13 protein-coding genes are annotated in these 16,376 nt (G+C 72.0%); 6 read left to right on the plus strand and 7 right to left on the minus strand.

The features are described from left to right. Positions 1-4: 4 nt before the first annotated feature. Positions 5-1,042, minus strand: a complete 1,038-nt coding sequence (locus tag ABD292_RS46530; protein ID WP_344219452.1) for an LLM class F420-dependent oxidoreductase — start codon at positions 1,040-1,042, stop codon at positions 5-7. Between the two features lie 102 nt (positions 1,043-1,144). Further along, a complete protein-coding gene (locus tag ABD292_RS46535; protein WP_344219454.1) occupies positions 1,145-2,041 on the minus strand; it encodes a LysR family transcriptional regulator in 897 nt (298 codons plus the stop codon). 96 nt (positions 2,042-2,137) lie between these two features. Between ABD292_RS46535 and ABD292_RS46540 the strand changes: the two genes are divergently transcribed. Further along, on the plus strand, positions 2,138-3,160 hold the full coding sequence (locus ABD292_RS46540; protein ID WP_344219456.1) for a nitrilase family protein: 1,023 nt from the start codon (positions 2,138-2,140) through the stop codon (positions 3,158-3,160). Between the two features lie 36 nt (positions 3,161-3,196). Here ABD292_RS46540 and ABD292_RS46545 read toward each other — a convergent pair whose 3' ends face one another. Then, complete coding sequence (locus ABD292_RS46545; protein WP_344219458.1) at positions 3,197-3,517, minus strand: hypothetical protein; 321 nt, start codon at positions 3,515-3,517, stop codon at positions 3,197-3,199. Between the two features lie 516 nt (positions 3,518-4,033). Here ABD292_RS46545 and ABD292_RS46550 point away from each other — a divergent pair. The 3 genes from ABD292_RS46550 (at position 4,034) to ABD292_RS46560 (ending at position 8,316) form a co-directional block, all read left to right on the plus strand. Next, positions 4,034-4,270 (plus strand): hypothetical protein, encoded by a 237-nt coding sequence (locus ABD292_RS46550; protein WP_344219460.1) that lies wholly within the window; start codon positions 4,034-4,036, stop codon positions 4,268-4,270. A gap of 81 nt (positions 4,271-4,351) precedes the next feature. Beyond that, complete coding sequence (locus tag ABD292_RS46555) at positions 4,352-4,825, plus strand: sensor histidine kinase (protein WP_344219462.1); 474 nt, start codon at positions 4,352-4,354, stop codon at positions 4,823-4,825. Between the two features lie 119 nt (positions 4,826-4,944). Beyond that, positions 4,945-8,316, plus strand: a complete 3,372-nt coding sequence (locus ABD292_RS46560) for an ATP-binding protein (protein ID WP_344219464.1) — start codon at positions 4,945-4,947, stop codon at positions 8,314-8,316. A gap of 6 nt (positions 8,317-8,322) precedes the next feature. On the opposite strand, the gene ABD292_RS46565 is transcribed toward ABD292_RS46560, so the two are convergent. From ABD292_RS46565 to ABD292_RS46580, 4 genes are all read right to left on the minus strand, one after another. Continuing rightward, on the minus strand, positions 8,323-10,473 hold the full coding sequence (locus ABD292_RS46565; RefSeq protein ID WP_344219467.1) for a peptidase domain-containing ABC transporter: 2,151 nt from the start codon (positions 10,471-10,473) through the stop codon (positions 8,323-8,325). After that, the gene (locus ABD292_RS46570) at positions 10,470-11,504 is read right to left on the minus strand and encodes a TIGR04500 family putative peptide maturation system protein (protein WP_344219470.1); all 1,035 of its coding nucleotides are present in this window, start codon (positions 11,502-11,504) and stop codon (positions 10,470-10,472) included. Before ABD292_RS46570 ends, ABD292_RS46565 begins: the two co-directional genes overlap by 4 nt. Continuing rightward, positions 11,494-12,486 (minus strand): MvdC/MvdD family ATP grasp protein, encoded by a 993-nt coding sequence (locus ABD292_RS46575; protein WP_344219472.1) that lies wholly within the window; start codon positions 12,484-12,486, stop codon positions 11,494-11,496. The genes ABD292_RS46570 and ABD292_RS46575 overlap by 11 nt, the downstream gene beginning before the upstream one ends. A gap of 78 nt (positions 12,487-12,564) precedes the next feature. Next, the gene (locus tag ABD292_RS46580) at positions 12,565-12,759 is read right to left on the minus strand and encodes a hypothetical protein (RefSeq protein ID WP_344219474.1); all 195 of its coding nucleotides are present in this window, start codon (positions 12,757-12,759) and stop codon (positions 12,565-12,567) included. A 565-nt stretch (positions 12,760-13,324) separates the two neighbouring features. On the opposite strand from ABD292_RS46580, the gene ABD292_RS46585 reads away from it, so the two are divergent. After that, positions 13,325-14,692: a serine hydroxymethyltransferase gene (locus tag ABD292_RS46585; protein ID WP_344219476.1), complete on the plus strand. Its 1,368-nt coding sequence runs from the start codon at positions 13,325-13,327 to the stop codon at positions 14,690-14,692. Between the two features lie 64 nt (positions 14,693-14,756). Further along, positions 14,757-16,193: a methyltransferase domain-containing protein gene (locus ABD292_RS46590; protein WP_344219478.1), complete on the plus strand. Its 1,437-nt coding sequence runs from the start codon at positions 14,757-14,759 to the stop codon at positions 16,191-16,193. Positions 16,194-16,376 lie beyond the last annotated feature (183 nt).

The raw sequence follows: 16,376 nt of genomic DNA on the forward strand, positions 1-16,376 counted from the left end.
GGGCTCAGGCGTTGAGCTCGGCCAGCCACCCGAGCTGGTCGGCGCGGTCGTCCACGGTGGGCGCGTTCAGTCCGACGATGAGCCGGGTCGCGCCCGCCTTGCGGTAGTCCTCCAGGCGCTCGCGCACCCGCGCGGGCGTCCCGCACAGCGTCAGGGCGTCGACCAGGTCGTCCGGGACCTCCTCCATCGCCTCGCCGAGGTCGCCGTCGAGGTAGGCGTCGCGTACGCGGGCCGCCGCCGGGCCGAACCCGAGCCGGTGCGCGAGCCGGTTGTAGAAGTTGACCTGCCGGGTGCCCATGCCGCCGAGGTAGAGCGCGAGCATCGGGCGGATCAGGTCGCGGGCGTAGTCGGCGTCGTCGTCGACCATGGCCATGACCATCGGCGAGACCTCCACCTCGGAGGCGTTGCGGCCGGCGCGGGCCGCTCCGGCGCGCAGGTGCTCCATCGTCTCGGCGAGGTGCTCGGGCGGGAAGTGGATGGGCAGCCAGCCGTCGGCGATCTCCCCGGCCAGCGCGATCGCCTTCGGCCCCATGGCGGCCAGGTGGACGGGCAGCGGCTGCCGGACGGGCGAGACCGTCATGCTCAGCGCCTTGCCCCGGCTGTCCGGCAGCGGCAGCACGATCTCCGGGCCGGCGTGCTCGACCGGGCGGCCCGCGAGCGCGGTGCGGACGACGGCCACGTAGTCGCGCAGGTGGGCCAGGGGCCGCTCGTAGCGCTGGCCGTGCCAGCCCTCGGCCACCTGCGGGCCCGACGCGCCGAGCCCGAGCAGGAACCGGCCGCCCGAGACCCGGTCGACCGTGGTCGCGGCCATCGCCGCCGCGATCGCGGTGCGGCCGGTCACCTGGAGCACGCCGGTGCCGAGGCCGATGCGCTCGGTGCCGGCCGCCAGCCAGGCCATCGTGGTCACCGGGTCGACGCCGTACCCTTCCGACGCCCACACCGAGTCGTAGCCGAGCCGTTCGGCCTCGCGTACCAGCGTGAGCTGGGCGTCGTGGCCGGCCGCCACGGGGCCGAGGGTGCCGATGCTGAATCCGAGCCGCACTGCCGCCTCCTCTTGCGCCGATCTTGCTCTACTCTCCCCCAGAAGCCCCGCGGGAGCCAGGGCCGCATCGCCACCTCGCCCCTGATCCCCCGAAGGCCCCGGCTATTCCATGCGTGCGTCACGGCTGGTCGCCGGCCGCTGTTCGCGGATCAGCGCGAGAAACCCGGCCGTCAGAGCGTGCATGTGCTCACGGTTCCACACCGCTGAGATCTGCCACGCGGCGGCCGGATGCCCGATCGGCGTGATCGTGACCGGTGCCGGCGCGATGCGGGCGGCGCTGGCCGGCACGAACGCGGCGCCCGCCTCCGCCGCCACCAGCGCCAGGACGGTCTGCAGGTCATGCGCCTCCTGGATGACGGTGGGACGGATCCCGGTGGCGTCGCAGAAGCGGTCGATCTGCTCTGCCAACCCCGGCCCTTTCACCTGCGCCAACTGCAGGAAGTCGTGGCGGGCGACCCATCCGGGAAGGTCCGCGGGCCGTGGCGGAGGCTCGCCGGCATGGGCGAGGGCGAGGCGGTCGGTGCCCACGGGCAGGTGCTCCCAGCCGGCTTCGCGGGGCGGACGGACGAAGCCGACGTCGAGCCGGCCCGCCCTGATGTCGTCGAGCTGCCGCTGGGAGGACATGTCGTCGAGGGTGACGTGCGCGCCGGGACAGCGTTGCCGGAAGGCGGCGACCAGGCGGGGAACCAGGTCGATGCTCGACAGCCCGAAGCCGACCGTCAGGGTGCCGGCCTCGCCGCGTGCCATCCTCGTCATCCGCTGGGTGAGCGCGTCGGCGTGCCGGACGAGGGACTGCGCCTCGGGCAGCAGCAGGGCGCCCAGCCGCGTGGGCGTGGCGCCGTGCCGTCCACGGTCGAACAGCCGGCCGCCCACCTGCGCCTCCAGGGTCTGGATCTGCTTGGTGAGTGTCGGCTGGGTGATGTTGAGCCGGTCGGCGGCGCGGCCGTAGTGACGGTGCTCGGTGACGGCGAGGAAGGCGCGGAGCAGGCCGAGGTCCATTCGTCCAATCTATCGAATGCCACAAATGATTCATTGGACGCATGGGAGGGCGATGCGGTCTGCTGGTGCACTGGACGCGAGAATGGGAGAGTCTTCATGAGACGGAGCGACGACATGGGCGGCGGTTCCGCGGCGGCCCTGCGCTGCGCGAGCGTGCAGTTCGAGCCTCGGCCCGACGACAAGGCGTACAACCTGGCCCAGATCGAGCAGCACCTGCGGGCCGCGGCGGAGCAGGGGGCCCAGGTCGTGGCCTTTCCCGAGATGTGCCTGCTGGGGTACTGGCATCTGCGCAGGCATCCGGCCGAGCGGCTGCGGGCGCTGGCCGAGCCGGTGGACGGTCCGTCCGTCGCCGCGGTCCGCGAACTGGCACTCGCGCGGGGGGTCGCCGCGGGGGTGGGCTTCCTGGAGGTCGGCGAGGAGGGCCGGCTGTTCAACAGCTACGCCGTCTGCCTGCCGGACGGGCGGGTGCACCGGCACCGCAAGCTGCACGCCTTCGAGCACCCGGCCATCGACAGCGGCGACGCCTACACCGTCTTCGACACGCCCTGGGGCGTACGCATGGGTGTCCTCATCTGCTGGGACAACAACCTGGTCGAGAACGTCAGGGCCACGGCGCTGATGGGCGCCTCGGTGCTGCTGGCGCCCCACCAGACCGGTGGCACCGACTCCCGCAGCCCGCACGGGATGCGGCCGATCCCCGTACCGCTCTGGCGCGGCCGGCACCAGGACCCGCAGGCCATCGAGGCCGAGCTGCGCGGCCCCAGCGGGCGCGAGTGGCTGATGCGCTGGCTGCCCTCCCGGGCCCACGACAACGGGCTGTTCGTCGTGTTCAGCAACGGCGTCGGGGAGGACGACGGCGAGATCCGCACCGGGAACGCCATGATCATCGACCCTTACGGCCGCATCCTCGCCGAGACCTGGAAGGCGGGCGACGACCTGGTCGTCGCCGACCTCGATCTCACCCTGCTGCCGCTCTCGACGGGCCGGCGCTGGATGCAGGGACGGCGCCCGGAGCTGTACGACATCCTCACCCGCCGCTTCGGGGACGAACGCGCGCCCCGCGCCGCGCGCTTCGCCACCGACCCGGTGCCCCTTCGCCGCCGCGCCCTCGATGAGTGACGTGCCCGAACCGTCAGGCCTCTGCGGTGAGCCGCGTCACCGATCGGCAGCGGCAGGACCGAACGGTCGCTGGTCTCGACTGCGGGCAAACATGCAGAATCGTGCACGACCTGCGGCCGGGCCGTCAGCCTGGATGAGCGGCGCGCCGAATGAGCTTACGGCGGCGTTCTCGCCGCCGGTATCGGCGACCATCCCAGCGACGCCCGCCAACGGCAGAACGGCGAAACCGGAGGCTGCGCCGATCTTCTCCGTGCCGGCCACGGTGGGACTGTGGGTGACGACGGTGGCGCGCAGGTCGAGCGGGAGCGCGCGGACGGCCGCGATAAGGGTGGTGCCAGGTGCGATCACCGCCGCCACGGTGATTCCGCACGATTTCCCTTGATTTTTCCGAATATTTCCTGTTATAGTTCCACAACGTGATGATTCTTATCGCTGGAGCCTGCCATTCAGGCATGAACGATGAACCCGAGCTGATGGCGAGCGACCCGGCCCGGCTGGAGGAGGCTCGGCCTGGCCAATGCGCGGGCGGCACCGGACCGGCCGACCCGGTGGCCGAGCAGATCATGCACCCCACCGCAGAGCGCCTGCTGCGACGCGGTCCTGCGGCTGGCGGGCGAGTCCACCGGCGCCGACGAGGACGTACGGATCGCCACCGAGCGCGGCCTGCCCGTCTACCACCGGGTGGAGGATGTTCAGCTCGACGACCTCGATGCCCGGGTCGCCACCGCGGTCGAGGTGCCCGCCCTGCGGGCCGCACGGCCATGGTGATCGTCGGCTTGTCTGCGCGCGGCGCCATAAACGGTTTTACGTTCTCGCATCTAATCGGTTAGATAGTGCCTGCGCAGCGATCTAAACGATTAGATGAGGTTGATCGTGCCGCCTCTTCCCCTGGTCGTCGACATCGACACCGTCTCCGACGACGCCGTGGCCCTGCTGCTGGCCGCCGGCGAGCTGAGCGCCGTGACCACGGTCGCAGGCACGGTGACGCGGCAACCAACACAGGTGGAGAAGGGCACAGGCCACCAATGCGCGCGGCGGCGGAGAGTCACGGCGGCCGGCATCCCGCCGTCGGCACCCGGGTCGACATGGCCGAGGGCGAGCCGACGCTGAGCTCCCCTGGCCTCATCGGATCTGCTGACCCCCCGGCCGCGCGCGTCTGTTCGCTGTATGGAATCAGAAGGAAGAAAGAACATGTCACGAGATCAGCTATGTCTGGACGTCCCGTCCTCCTACTCACGTTTGCTGGAGGATCACCTGGCGGAATGGTCGGAGCGGACCGGGATCACGGTGGAGCTGTGGGCGCTGCCGAAAACGCACCTCGCCGGGCACCCTCGCACCATCGTCCATCGTGTGATCCGCGAGGTTCTGCGGGAGATCGAAGGTCACGCGCAGGCCCGTACCGTCGGCTTTGCTCTCACCACGGCCCGCACCGGGCTGCGCTTGACGATCAGTGATGACGGCGGCGGCATGACGGTGAGAGCTCGCGAAGCGCTGGAGGCGCGCCTGCTGACGAGCCGAGCCGATCTCGGTGCGCTGGGCGGCGGCCTCAGCGTCAACAGCGTGCCCGGCGAGGGCACCACCGTCAGCGCCGCCCTGCCTCCGCAGGCGCTCGAACACGCCTCTGAGGAGAACGACCTCGTACCGGCCGGTCTGGCGGAATTGTAGACAATAGGTTGCCGTGCCGGACGTCACTGGCCGGTTAGCAGGCTCCGGCGCCAGTGGCATCTGCGGGGGTGTCGTGGGGCGCGCCGGCACGCGGAGACGATGATGGGGGAAGATCGGCGATGGGGGCAGCGCGCGTGAGGTTCCGGGTGCTCGGGGCACTGGAGGCCTGCGACGATGACCGGGGCCGGGTGGAGCTGCGCGGCCGGCGCCAGCGTGCGGTGCTGGCCCGGCTTCTGCTGGCACGGGGCGCCGTGGTCTCCACGGATGCGCTCATCGCGGACGTGTACGACGGATCGCCGCCGGCCACCGCCCTGCCGACGCTGCATTCGTACATCAGTAATCTGCGCCGCGTCCTGGAGCCGGAGCGGCCGCGCGGCGCGCCGCCACAGCTCCTCGTCGCGCGGCAGCCCGGCTACCTGCTCGCCACCGGGGACGTGGACGCGATCGAGTTCGCCGGGCTGGTGGAGCGGGCCGAGGTGCAGTCGGCCGAGGACAGGCTCGACCACCTGGACAGGGCGCTGCGGTTGTGGCGCGGCGTCCCCTATGACGAGTTCGCCGACCGGCCGTGGGCGCTCGCCGAGGTCACCCGGCTGTGCGAGCTGCGGATGACCGCCGTCGAACGCCGGGCCGAGACGCTGATCGACCTGGGCCGTCCCCATCTCGTGATCGGCGGGTTGGAGGCGGAGACGTTCGAGCACCCGCTGCGCGAGCGGCTGTGGAGTCTGCTGGCCCTGGCGCTGTACCGCACCGGGCGGCAGGCCGATGCGCTGGCCGTGCTGCGCCGGGCGAAGGAGCGGCTCGCCGAAGAGCTCGGGCTCGACCCCGGACCGGAGCTGCGGGCACTGGAGGAGGACATCCTCCGGCAGGTGGACTCCCTGGACCCCGTACGCGCCGCCGCGGTGCTGTCGGCGGCGGCCCCGTCCGAGCGGCGCCGGCCCGTACCCGGCCGGGAGCGGCAGCTCGCGGCCCTTCGGGAGCTGCTGGACGAGGGCGGTGTGGCCGTGGCCGCGGTGACCGGCGAGCCGGGCATCGGCAAGACCTTCCTGCTGGAGGCGTTCGGCGAGCACTGCGCCGGCCTCGGCCACCTCGTGCTGTGGGGCGACTGCCTCGATCTGCGGGGGGCGCCTCCGCTGTGGCCGTGGCTGCGGGTGCTGAACACGCTCGCCCGCCATCACCCGCCCGCCGACCGGGCAGCGCTGGCCGGTCTCCTTGACGACGAGCAGCCCGCGGGCCCGACCTCCGCCGCGCTGCTGCGCCGCAACCAGGCCGTCGCGGACTGGCTGCTGGCGGCGGCGCGTAACCAGCCGATGATCGTCGTTCTGGACGACCTGCACTGGGCCGACCCGGCCTCGCTCGAACTGCTCAAAGACCTGATCATGCTGACGAGCAGGCCGGCGGCGAAGACGCCCCTCAAGATCGTGGCGGCCTTCCGCGACCGGGACGAGTCACGGGCCGCCGGCGCCGGGCTGCCCGTGGACGAGCTGCTGACCCGCCTCGTCCGCTACGACCTGCGGCGCGTCCACCTGGACGGTCTCGACACGGACGCCGTGCGGGTCATCGCGGCGGGCATGAAGGCGACGGTGGACGAGGTCACCGCCAGGCGGCTGGCCGACCGTACCGGAGGGAACCCGTTCTTCGTCAGGGAAAGCGTCCGGTTGCTCGCCCAGGGCCGCCCGCTCGACGCGGTGCCCGACGCGGTCGCCACCGTGGTCCGCCAGCGGATCGGCGCGCTCGGGCGGCGGGCGGGCGAGGTGCTCGGCGTCGCGGCGGTACTCGGCCGTGACTTCGACCCCGCGGCGGTCGCCGAGATCTGCGGCGCACAAGCCGCTCCCCGTCGCGAGGGATCCGAGGTATCCGACGATCAGGAAATCTGCGACCTGCTGGACCAGGCGGTCCGGGCCGGGCTGGTCGTCCCGCGCGACGGCCGGATGGCCTTCGCACACGACCTGGTCCGGGACACCCTGGTGCACGACCTCCCGCCCCTGCGCAAGGCGGCGATCCACCGCGGCGTGATGGTCTCCCTGTCCTCACGGCCGAACGCCGACGTGGCCGTCATCGCGCACCACGCGGTCGAGGCCGGTCCCGCAGCCTACGGCGAGGCGGTGCGATGGGCGCGCGCGGCGGCTGAGCAGGCCGGCCTGCGCCTGGCCTACGAGGAAGCCGCGATGTGGTGGAAGCGGGCGATCACCGCGCACGGCGCCCGCGCCGGCGACCCGCTCGACCATCTGGAGCTGCTGCTCGGTCAGGTACGGGCGCTGCTGGACTCCGGGGACGCGGTCGGCGCGCGGCAGGCCAGGGCCCGGGCCATCCACGCCGCCGACAGGGCGGCGGCGGGGCCGGAGCCGACCGCCCGGGCTCTCACCGCTCTCGACGCGCCCGCGATCTGGACGCTGCGCGACCCGTACGAGGCGGTGGACCTGCGGCTCGTGCACCGGCTGGAGTCCGCGCTGCGCGACCTGCCCGCGACCGACAGCCCCACGCGGGCCCGTCTGCTCGGCGTCCTGGCCGAGGAGCTGTACGACGCGACCGACGACCCGCGCCGCGACGCCCTGGCCATCGAAGCGGTCGAGATGGCCCGCCGGCTGGGCGATCCGCGCCTGCTGGTGCGGATGCTCAACGCCCGCTACCTGTCGCTGCCCGCGCTGCCCGCCCACGCCCCCGAACCGGTGGAGATCGCCGCCGACCTGCTCGACGCGGCCGTACGGGCCGGGGAACCGGACTTCGAGCTGCTCGCGCACATGATCTTCAGTCACCACCGGCTGGAGGCGTTCGACGTGGCGGGCGCGGACGACGCCGCGGCCCGCTGCGACACGCTGCTGGAGCGGCTGCCGCTACCCTGGCCGCGCTTCCAGCACACGCTGTGGCGGGCCAACCGGCTCGTCCTGGCCGGCCGGTTCGACGACGCCGAGGCCCAGTACCGCGAGGCAGGCCGGCTGGCCGGCCGGCTGGGCGTGTGGCACGGCGAAGCGGTGGTGACCGCCGGGCGGCTCATCCTGCACTACCACCGGGGCACCCTGGCCGAGGCCGGGCCGCTCGTCGAGGCGATCGCGGGCATTCATCCCTCTGCCGACCACGACCTGCGGGTCCTGCTGCTGATCCGGCAGGGGCGGGCCGCCGAGGCGCGCCGGCTGGCGGCGGGCGGCTGGCCCGAACGGGTGCGGGACTGGTCGTGGCTCACCATGACCTGCCTCCAGGGCGCGGCGCAGGCTGCGGTCGGAGACGTCCGCGCCTGCCGGGCGACCTACGCCGAACTGCTGCCCTACAGCGGCACCATCGCGGTCAGCTCCGCCGTGGTCACGCTGGGGCCCGTCGACTTCTTCCTGGCCCGGCTGGCCGAGGCCGTGGGTGACCGCGACGCGGCCGCCCGGCATCTGGCCACGCTGGCCGGCCTTGCCGCCCGCAACGGGCTCACCTGGTGGAGCACGCGGGCGAGAGAGACGGCACTCCTGCTCGGCGAGCCGGTCGCGGTGCCGTCGGCGGCATCCCGGTAGCGGTCCTCACCTGGCCGAGGATCGGACCTGCTGCCCCGCCGTTCTGTGCTGGTAGCGCACCAGGCCGGCATAGTAGCCGCCGTACGCCATGAGCCGGTCGTGGGTGCCGGCCTCGACCAGACGGCCCCGGTCCAGCACGACGATGAGATCGGCGTCCCGGATGGTGGACAGGCGGTGGGCGATGACGATCTGCGTCTGGCCCAGGTGCAGGAGATTGCGGCGGATGCGTTCCTCCGTGACGCCGTCCAGGCTGGCGGTCGGCTCGTCGAGCAGCAGGATCCTGGGCCGGCCGGCGAGCGCGCGGGCCAGCGCGATCCGCTGACGCTGCCCGCCGGACAGACGCGCACCGCCCTCTCCGATGTCGGTGTCGTAGCCCTGCGGCAGCCGGACGATCTCGTCGTGGATCTCGGCCAGGCGGGCGGCCTCCTCGACGGCCTGCCGGCTCATCTCAGCGAAACCGGCGATATTGGCCCGGATCGTGCCGGCGAACAGGTGCGGCTGCTGGGTGACGACTCCCACTTGCCTCCGCAGCCAGCGCAGGTCGATCTCCTCCAGCGGGATCCCGTCGAACCGGATCTGCCCGGCGGCGGGCTCCACCAGCCCGACCAGCGCCCGGCCGAGCGTCGTCTTGCCGGATCCCGACGCGCCGACGATCGCGACCCGCGCGCCCGGCGGGACGTGCAGCGAGATGTCCCGCAGCACCGGGGCGCGGGAGTCGTAGCCGGAGGACAGACCGGAGACGGCCACGCCGCCGCGCAGCCCGCCCGCCGGCCGGGTCCCGCCCACGCGTTCCGGCGTCGCGCTCATCAGGTCGGCGATCCGCCCGACGTGGGCGCCGGCGAGCTGGAGCTGGTAGGTGATGCCGAGCAACGAGCTCAGCGGCGTGATCGCGGCGGCCGCCAGCGTCACCAGGGCGAGCTGGTCGCCCAGCGACGCCCCCTGCCCGGCGGTGGCGAACACGGCCACCAGCAACCCCAGGTCGAGCGCCATCCCCAGCGCGTTGCTCGCGGCCTGCACCCCGGCCACGTGCCGGTTGCGGGCCGCACTCGTGGTCAGCTCCTCGTCGTGCTGCTCACGCCAGCGGCTGACGGCGGCGGCCTCCCCACCCGTGGCCTTGATCGCCTCGATGCCCGCGAGGCTGTCCACCAGGGCGGCCTGGGTGGCGGCACTGCTGTGCACGGCGGCCAGGGCCAGATGCCGCCCGCGACGGGCCGTGCCCAGCACGACGGCGGCCTGGGCGAGAGCCGTCACCAGCGTCAGCAGCCCGAGCCAGGGCGCGGCCACGAACAGCAGCGTCAGGTACGACACCGCGGTCAGCAGGTCGAACAGGAAGGCCAGTGACTGATCGGTGAGCAGGTCGCGCAGCACCGTCACGCCGCCCAGCCGGCTCAGCAGGTCGCCTTTGGACCTGCTCTGGAAGAAGCGGTACGGCAGGGCCAGCGTGTGACCGACGAGCTCGCGCATGACCTCCGCGGCCACCGACGTCTGCAACGCGATCAGTATCCGGGCGCGTACCCATGCGATCAGCGCATGCGTGACGACGACGCAGCAGGCCGCCGCCGCGAGCGCCGTGACGTCGACAGTCAGCGGCCGGTCCACCACCAGCTTGGTGAACACCGGCACCGCCAGGCCGAGGGCCTGCGCCGCCAGCGAGGACAGCAGCACGGCGGCGACCAGTTTGCGGCTCGTCAGCACCGGGGTCAGCAGCGGGCGCAGCACGGTCCAGGGACGCGAGGGCGCGGCGGCGGGCGCGAGCCCGGCAGGGGCGTCGGCGAGCAGCACGGTGCCGGAGTAACCGGCCTCGAACCGCTGGTGCGGCAGCCGGCGCCGGCCGCGGGCCGGGTCGAGCACGGTGACGCCGCGCGCCGTCACGCGCTCGACCACGACGAAGTGGTTGTCGTTCCACAGCGCGATGAACGGCGCGGGCAGCCGCGCGACGGCGTCCAGCGGGGCGCGGCAGGCGCGCAGCCGCAGCCCGAACCGGGCGCCGGCCTGGATCATCTCCCGCAGGCTGACCCCGTCCACGCTCTCGGCGAGGTGTTCGCGCATCTCGGTGAGACCGGTGCGACGGCCCAGCGCGCTGAGCACCATGGCCAGGCAGGCCGCGCCGCACTCGCTGCGGGTCAGTTGCATCCGCAGCGGCACCCGCCGGCTCACAGCCAGAACCACCTGATGTCCGCGGAGCGCCGCCGCTCGTCCAGCCACGCCTGGTAGGCCGCGTCCCGCGCCGCGTCGAGCACCTCCGGGTCGCCGGGCGAGGGCGGGACGACCTCGTACACGACGCCGGCCAGGTAGCCGCCCTCGACCGGAACCGGCCCCACCGCCTGCCCGGCCGGCAGCTCGCGTATCGGCTGGGGCAGCCGCGGGGTGAGGGCCGTGCACGCCTCCAGGCGCACCCGTGCGGAGCGCACCGCCGCGGCGGCCCGATCCAGGAACCCGTCCACCGGGCCGTCGGCGAGCTCGCCGACCACCTCCGGCCGCACCCCGGTCACCCACGCGGCACGCCGCAGCGTGAACTCCTCGGGGTGCTCGGCCAGGTGACGCCGGGCGGGCTCGCCCGCGAAGCGATCGCGGACGCGTGCGACGTAGGCCTGCGCCCTGACGTGATGCCAGAACGCCTCCTCGGACAGGCCGGCCTCGGCCAGCCAGGTCAGTGTCCGCTCCCGGGTGTCGAGCCCGCGACGCCGGCGGAACTCATCGGCCGCCCGCTGCGTCTCGGCGTCCGTGAGCGGCCCCTCGCCGCTCCTCATCTCCCCGAGCAGGATGCAATGGTCCACCAGCCGCTCGTGGATCTGCCGGTCGCGGGCGCCGAAGGCGCGGATGGTGGACAGCGCGGCGGCGATCGACAGGTCGTGCCCGTCGACGCGGAGGACCTGCCCCGCCGCCCAGTGCGTGGAGTGGTCGACCAGCCAGGGGATGCCGTCGTCCACCTCGGTCGACAGGGCGACCGTACCGCCGGCGGGGTGCTCCAGGAGCAGGTCGTAGCCGGCTCTGGTGGACCCCGGCGGCTGATCGACCACGAGCTCGGCGCTCAGCCACGGCCGCTCCTCCGACCAGGTGCGTACGCGTCGCCGCGCCTCGTCGGGCAGGTTCTTCGGCAGCTGACGCAACAGCGCCACCGCTTCGGCGAGTTCCGTCGCGAAGGCGGCGCGGGTCTCGGAGGAGGGCGTGATCTGCTCAGTGGACATCGGTGGGTTCCTCGTAGCCGGTCGGGGTGGTGAGCCAGCCGGCGATGGCGTCAGCGATGGGCAGGCCGGTCAACGTCTCGATGAAGGCCCACTGCCCGTCGACGTTGAGCTCCAGGAAGACGTACCGGCCGTCCGGGGTCACGATGAGGTCCAGCGCGCCGAAGCTCAGGCCGAGCTCCGCGACCAGGCGGACGCACCGCTCCGCGACCTCCGCCGGGAGATCGTAGGCCGAGTAGCCCACCTTGGGATCGCCGTAGTGCCGCCAGTCGACGGTCGTCAGCCGCGAGGCCTGGGAGTCGATGCGCGCGGCGAAGACCCGCTCGCCGACGACGGTCACCCGCAGCTCGTACGCCTTGGGCACATTGGGCTGCAGCATCGACGCCGCGTAACGCAACCGGTGCCGGCCGGACAGCCGCCGGCGCGGCACCGGGGTGGTGTAGAGGTGACCGTACTCTCCGTCGAGCGTGAACGTCCGGAAGCTCAGCGCCTTGGTGATGAGCCGGCCACCGGCCCTGGTCCAGGCCGGGACGAGCTCGGCCGGGTCGTTCGTCACCACCGTGTCCACCACGGTGAAGCCGAGCTGAACGGCCCGGTACAGGTGCAGCAGCTTGTTGTCGATCGCCTGGAGGTGCGCCGGCCGGGCGGGCATCCACCGCGCTCGCGTCATCAGGTCGTACGCGCCGGCGAGGGCGTGCCCGGCCACGTGCTCGGCGAACTCGCGCTGCGACGGGTCCCGCACGGCCGGGGCCGACGGCCGGCCGGGGCGGCGATGCCAGACCGCTGTCACCCGCGACAGGTCGTGTTCCTCGCCCCGGTACGTCAGCGTCTGCCGCCAGCGGCCGTCGCGGTAGCTGGTGGTGAGGGTCGAGGCTTCCGGGTAGTCCGCCTCGTCCCACCACAGCGTCGGCACGCCGCGCTCACGCAGCTTGGACAGGACGGCGTGGACCGAGTCGTCGCCGTGGTCGCTAATGATCAGTAACACAGTCTGAAGTGCTCCTTCGTCGTCACGCGGGGAAGCCGGCGTCCGTGGACGCCGGCTTCCCCGCGACTTTCACGACGGTCAGCTCTGCTTGCAGTCCCCGCTCTTGCCGTTGCGCAACGCCGTGCAGGTGAAGCCCGTCCCCGGCTCCATGCCGGCCGTGATCACGGAGCCGTCGTCGAGCACGATGTCGATCCCCGCGACGGTGTCAAGGTCCGAGCCGGAGAGCTCGGAAACACCCGCAGGAAGGTCGTCAATCTTGAGAATGCCACGCACGGCATTTCCCCCTTCTGGTTGCACAGGCCATGCCTTATGGCCTGCCGACAGTCTCGCGGGCGCCGCTTGTGCTTCTCTTCAGCCCTTTGTCACCCCTTGCGCCCGCTTGAACGACCTGCTCCACCTGATGGTGTGAGCAGTCAGCGGCGGCCCTTGTACGTGCGCCGCAGATCCTCGACGCCAGGCTCTGCTACGCGAGCGCGCCGCCGACGACTGGTCCCTGCGCGAGGCTCGGCGCCGCGCTGCACGGGGGCCGGCCCAGGGCGAAGGCGTCGAGTTCCATGCGGACGACTGTTCAGCATCGGCTTTGCGGCTCACATGTGGCCACAGCGTCTTCTCGGCGATGAGGACATCGAGGCCGGTGGCGGTCCGCTTGTGAGTTCTTGCTTCGCGCACGCCGGTGGGGTCCCCGGTCACAAGCCGGCCACAAGCGGGCCCCCCTACCTTCGCCCCTGGCGGTCCGCGCGGCGCGGCTGCGCCCCTCCCCTCAGGGTCGACACCGGGCGCCACCCGTCATGCCCGAGATCGACCACGCCTGGTGAGCCGGAAGCACAGGAAGGCACGTATGAAGGAGAGCGCGCTCGGCCGCTGCCTGAGCGAGGGCGTCGCCAAGTTACGCCGTGACGACCCCCTGCTGTTCGATCTGCTCGAAAGCGAGCACCGCCGCCAGACGGAGTCGCTGTCCCTGGTCGCCTCCAGCGGGGGCACCGACACCAGTGTGCTGGCCGTGACGGGGTCCAGCATCGTCAACGTCACCGCCGAGGGATACCCGGGCAGGCGCTACCACGCGGGATGTCGTCACGTCGACCAGGTCGAAGAGCTGGCGATCGAGCGGGCCAAACAGGTCTTCGGCGCTCGGTACGTCAACGTCCAGCCCCATTGCGCCAGCTTCGCCAACCACAGCGTGATGCAGTCGGTGCTCCGGCCGGGCGAGACCATCCTCGGCATGTCCCTGGACCAGGGCGGCCACCTCACCCACGGGGCGGAGGTCAACCTGAGCGGCAGACTCTTCAAGGCGCACACGTACGGAGTCGACGACGAGGGCGTGATCGACTACCGGCAGCTCGGCGATCTCGCCCGCGCGCACCGGCCCCGGCTGATCGTCTGCGGCACCACCTCCTACACCCGCTTGATCGACTTCGACCGTGTCCGCGCCATCGCTGATGACGTGGGCGCCTACGTTCTGGCCGATGTCACCCACATCGCCGGACTGGTGGCCGCCGGTCTGCACCCGAGCCCCATCGACGCCGCGCACTTCACGACGACATGCACGTTCAAGCAGTTGTACGGTCCGCGCGGCGGGCTGATCATGATGGGCCGCGACGCGGACGTGCTCAGCGACGACGGCGTACGAACCCTGGCCCAGCGCGTCCAGAGCGCGGTGTTCCCGCTGCTGCAGGGCTCTCCCGAGGTGCACACCATCGCCGCGAAGGCCCGCGCGCTCGGCCGGCTGCTGGACCCGGCCTTCCGCGACCTGGCCCGGCGGATCCGCGCCAACGCCGACGCGCTCGCCCGGTCGCTGGCCGGCCGCGGGTACGAGGTGGTGGGCGGCGGGACCGACAACCACATCGTGCTGTTCCGCGTGCCGGGCGGCCTCACCGGCGCCGATGCCGAACGGGCCCTGGAGCTCTGCGACATTCTGGTCAACAAGGACAAGATTCCGGGCGACACCCGTGGGGCCACGACGACGAGCGGGGTCCGTCTGGGCAGCAACAGCGTCTCGCTCCGCGGGATGGGCCCGTCGGAGATGGAGCGCTTTGCCGAACTGATCGACACGGTGCTCGCCCACGTCGTCCTGCTGCCCGGCGGTGGGATCACCCTGCCGGACCCGGTGCGCGAGCGGGTGACCGCCTCCGTCCGGGAGCTGTGCCGCGCCTTCCCGCTGCCTAACGAGGCCGAGCCGGCGGCGTCCACGGGAACGAGGGCGGGTTGATCGACGAGTGGCCCCTTTCTTCCGCCTCTCACCACCTCCAAGCGCTACCGGAAGGACCGCAGAAATGGATGACAGCAGGGAATTGACGGCACAGTGGATGACCTGGGACGAAGCCGCGGATGGGATGCTCGCCCTGCGCAGGCGTGTGTTCATGGAGGAGATGAGCTGGCCGGAGAAGAGAATCCATCGCGACCGCGATCCGGACGGCCTCCACCTCTGCGCCGTGTCCGGCGGAGAGATCGTCGCGGCCATTTCCGCGTACGTCTACGAGCCGGGCGCCCCTGAACTGGACGCGCTGGCACTGTCCAGGGTGGAGGGGCCGAGCGTCGGAATAGGCATGCGGGTGGAACTCCCGGAATACCGGGGCCGGTTGCTCACCGCGGAGATCGGGACCTCCATGCTGCGGCAGATCAGCGAGTCACTGCTGCCGGCCCGGTTCTTCGTCTACGTGCACGCCGACTCGCTCCTGCACCTCGTCGACCGCTACGCGAGAAGGAACTTCAGCTATCACGCCCAGGTCGGCGCGGGCGCGGACACGCTCGTGGTGATGAAGGTCGAAGGCGAAGAGGAACTGGAGAGGTTCTACCTGCAACATCGGGATCTCACCAGGAAGTACTCCGCCGCCGGCGGCATTCCCGTGCCCTCCCTGGTCCGCTTTCTCGCCGAGAACAAGCGCGCGGACCTCTTGGCGGTGACCGGTCTGGGGGCGGAGAACCATTATCTGCGAGAACTACGCCTTGAGACCGAGGCGCCCCGCCTGGCCTCCCAAGGCCAGGTGATGCTCGCCGAGCAGCGACAGCGCCTGTCCATGACGCCCTTCCCGCCCGCACCCGCGTCACTGCTGGACATCGGAAGCGGGCCGGGAGACTACCTGGCCGCGGTCGCCGAGGAGGCGCCCTTTGCCGGCTATCGGGTACGCGGCGTCGAACCCGCCGCCGAGCTGCTCTCGAGGGCCCGGGAGGCATACCCGGAACTCGACTTCCGCGAAGGCAGCGCGTACGCCACCGACGAGCCGGACTCGTCACGGGACGTGATCACCGCGAGCTTCGTGTTCATCCATCTCCGCAGCCCCGACCTCGCACTTCTGGAGATGCGACGGATTCTCCGGCCCGGCGGCCTGCTGTACGTCGTGGACGCCAACGACGCCACCTTCGCCGGCCCGGAGGTCGTCCGGCGGATGATGCAGGCCTACAACCGGGCATACGCCGGCGACCGGCTGATCCTGAACGACCTGCCGAGGCGGGCCCAGGAATTCGGCTTCGAGCTCGTCCGGCAGTTCTCGACGACGGTTCGCGACGGCGGAGGCGCCCGACCGGTTTTCGGCGAGGACGAGATCCGGCTCGGAAAAGCGGACGCATGGAGTCTGCTCTCTTTCGTGCGCACACAGCCCGGCTGCGCGGAGATCTTCGAAGAGGCGCAGCAGCACTATTTCGCCACGGAGTGCCAGATCAGCCTGAATATCGAGACCCACGTCTATCGGCTGCGAACCGACACGGCTTGATCTGCGAACGACGACCCCGCCGGTCCGAGCCGGCGGGGTCGTCGTTTCCCGTCCGTGGCGGGAGTGGAGATCGGATGGCTGAGTCGCGGGCTTCCGCCTGGGTGGCGGAAGCCCGCGGGCACACTCAGCTGTGGTCGTCGCCGATCCGGATGACGCCCTTCACGGTCGGTGCCTGGCCGGAGG

The organism is Nonomuraea bangladeshensis, from assembly GCF_039529455.1.
GTDB classification, from domain to species: domain Bacteria; phylum Actinomycetota; class Actinomycetes; order Streptosporangiales; family Streptosporangiaceae; genus Nonomuraea; species Nonomuraea bangladeshensis.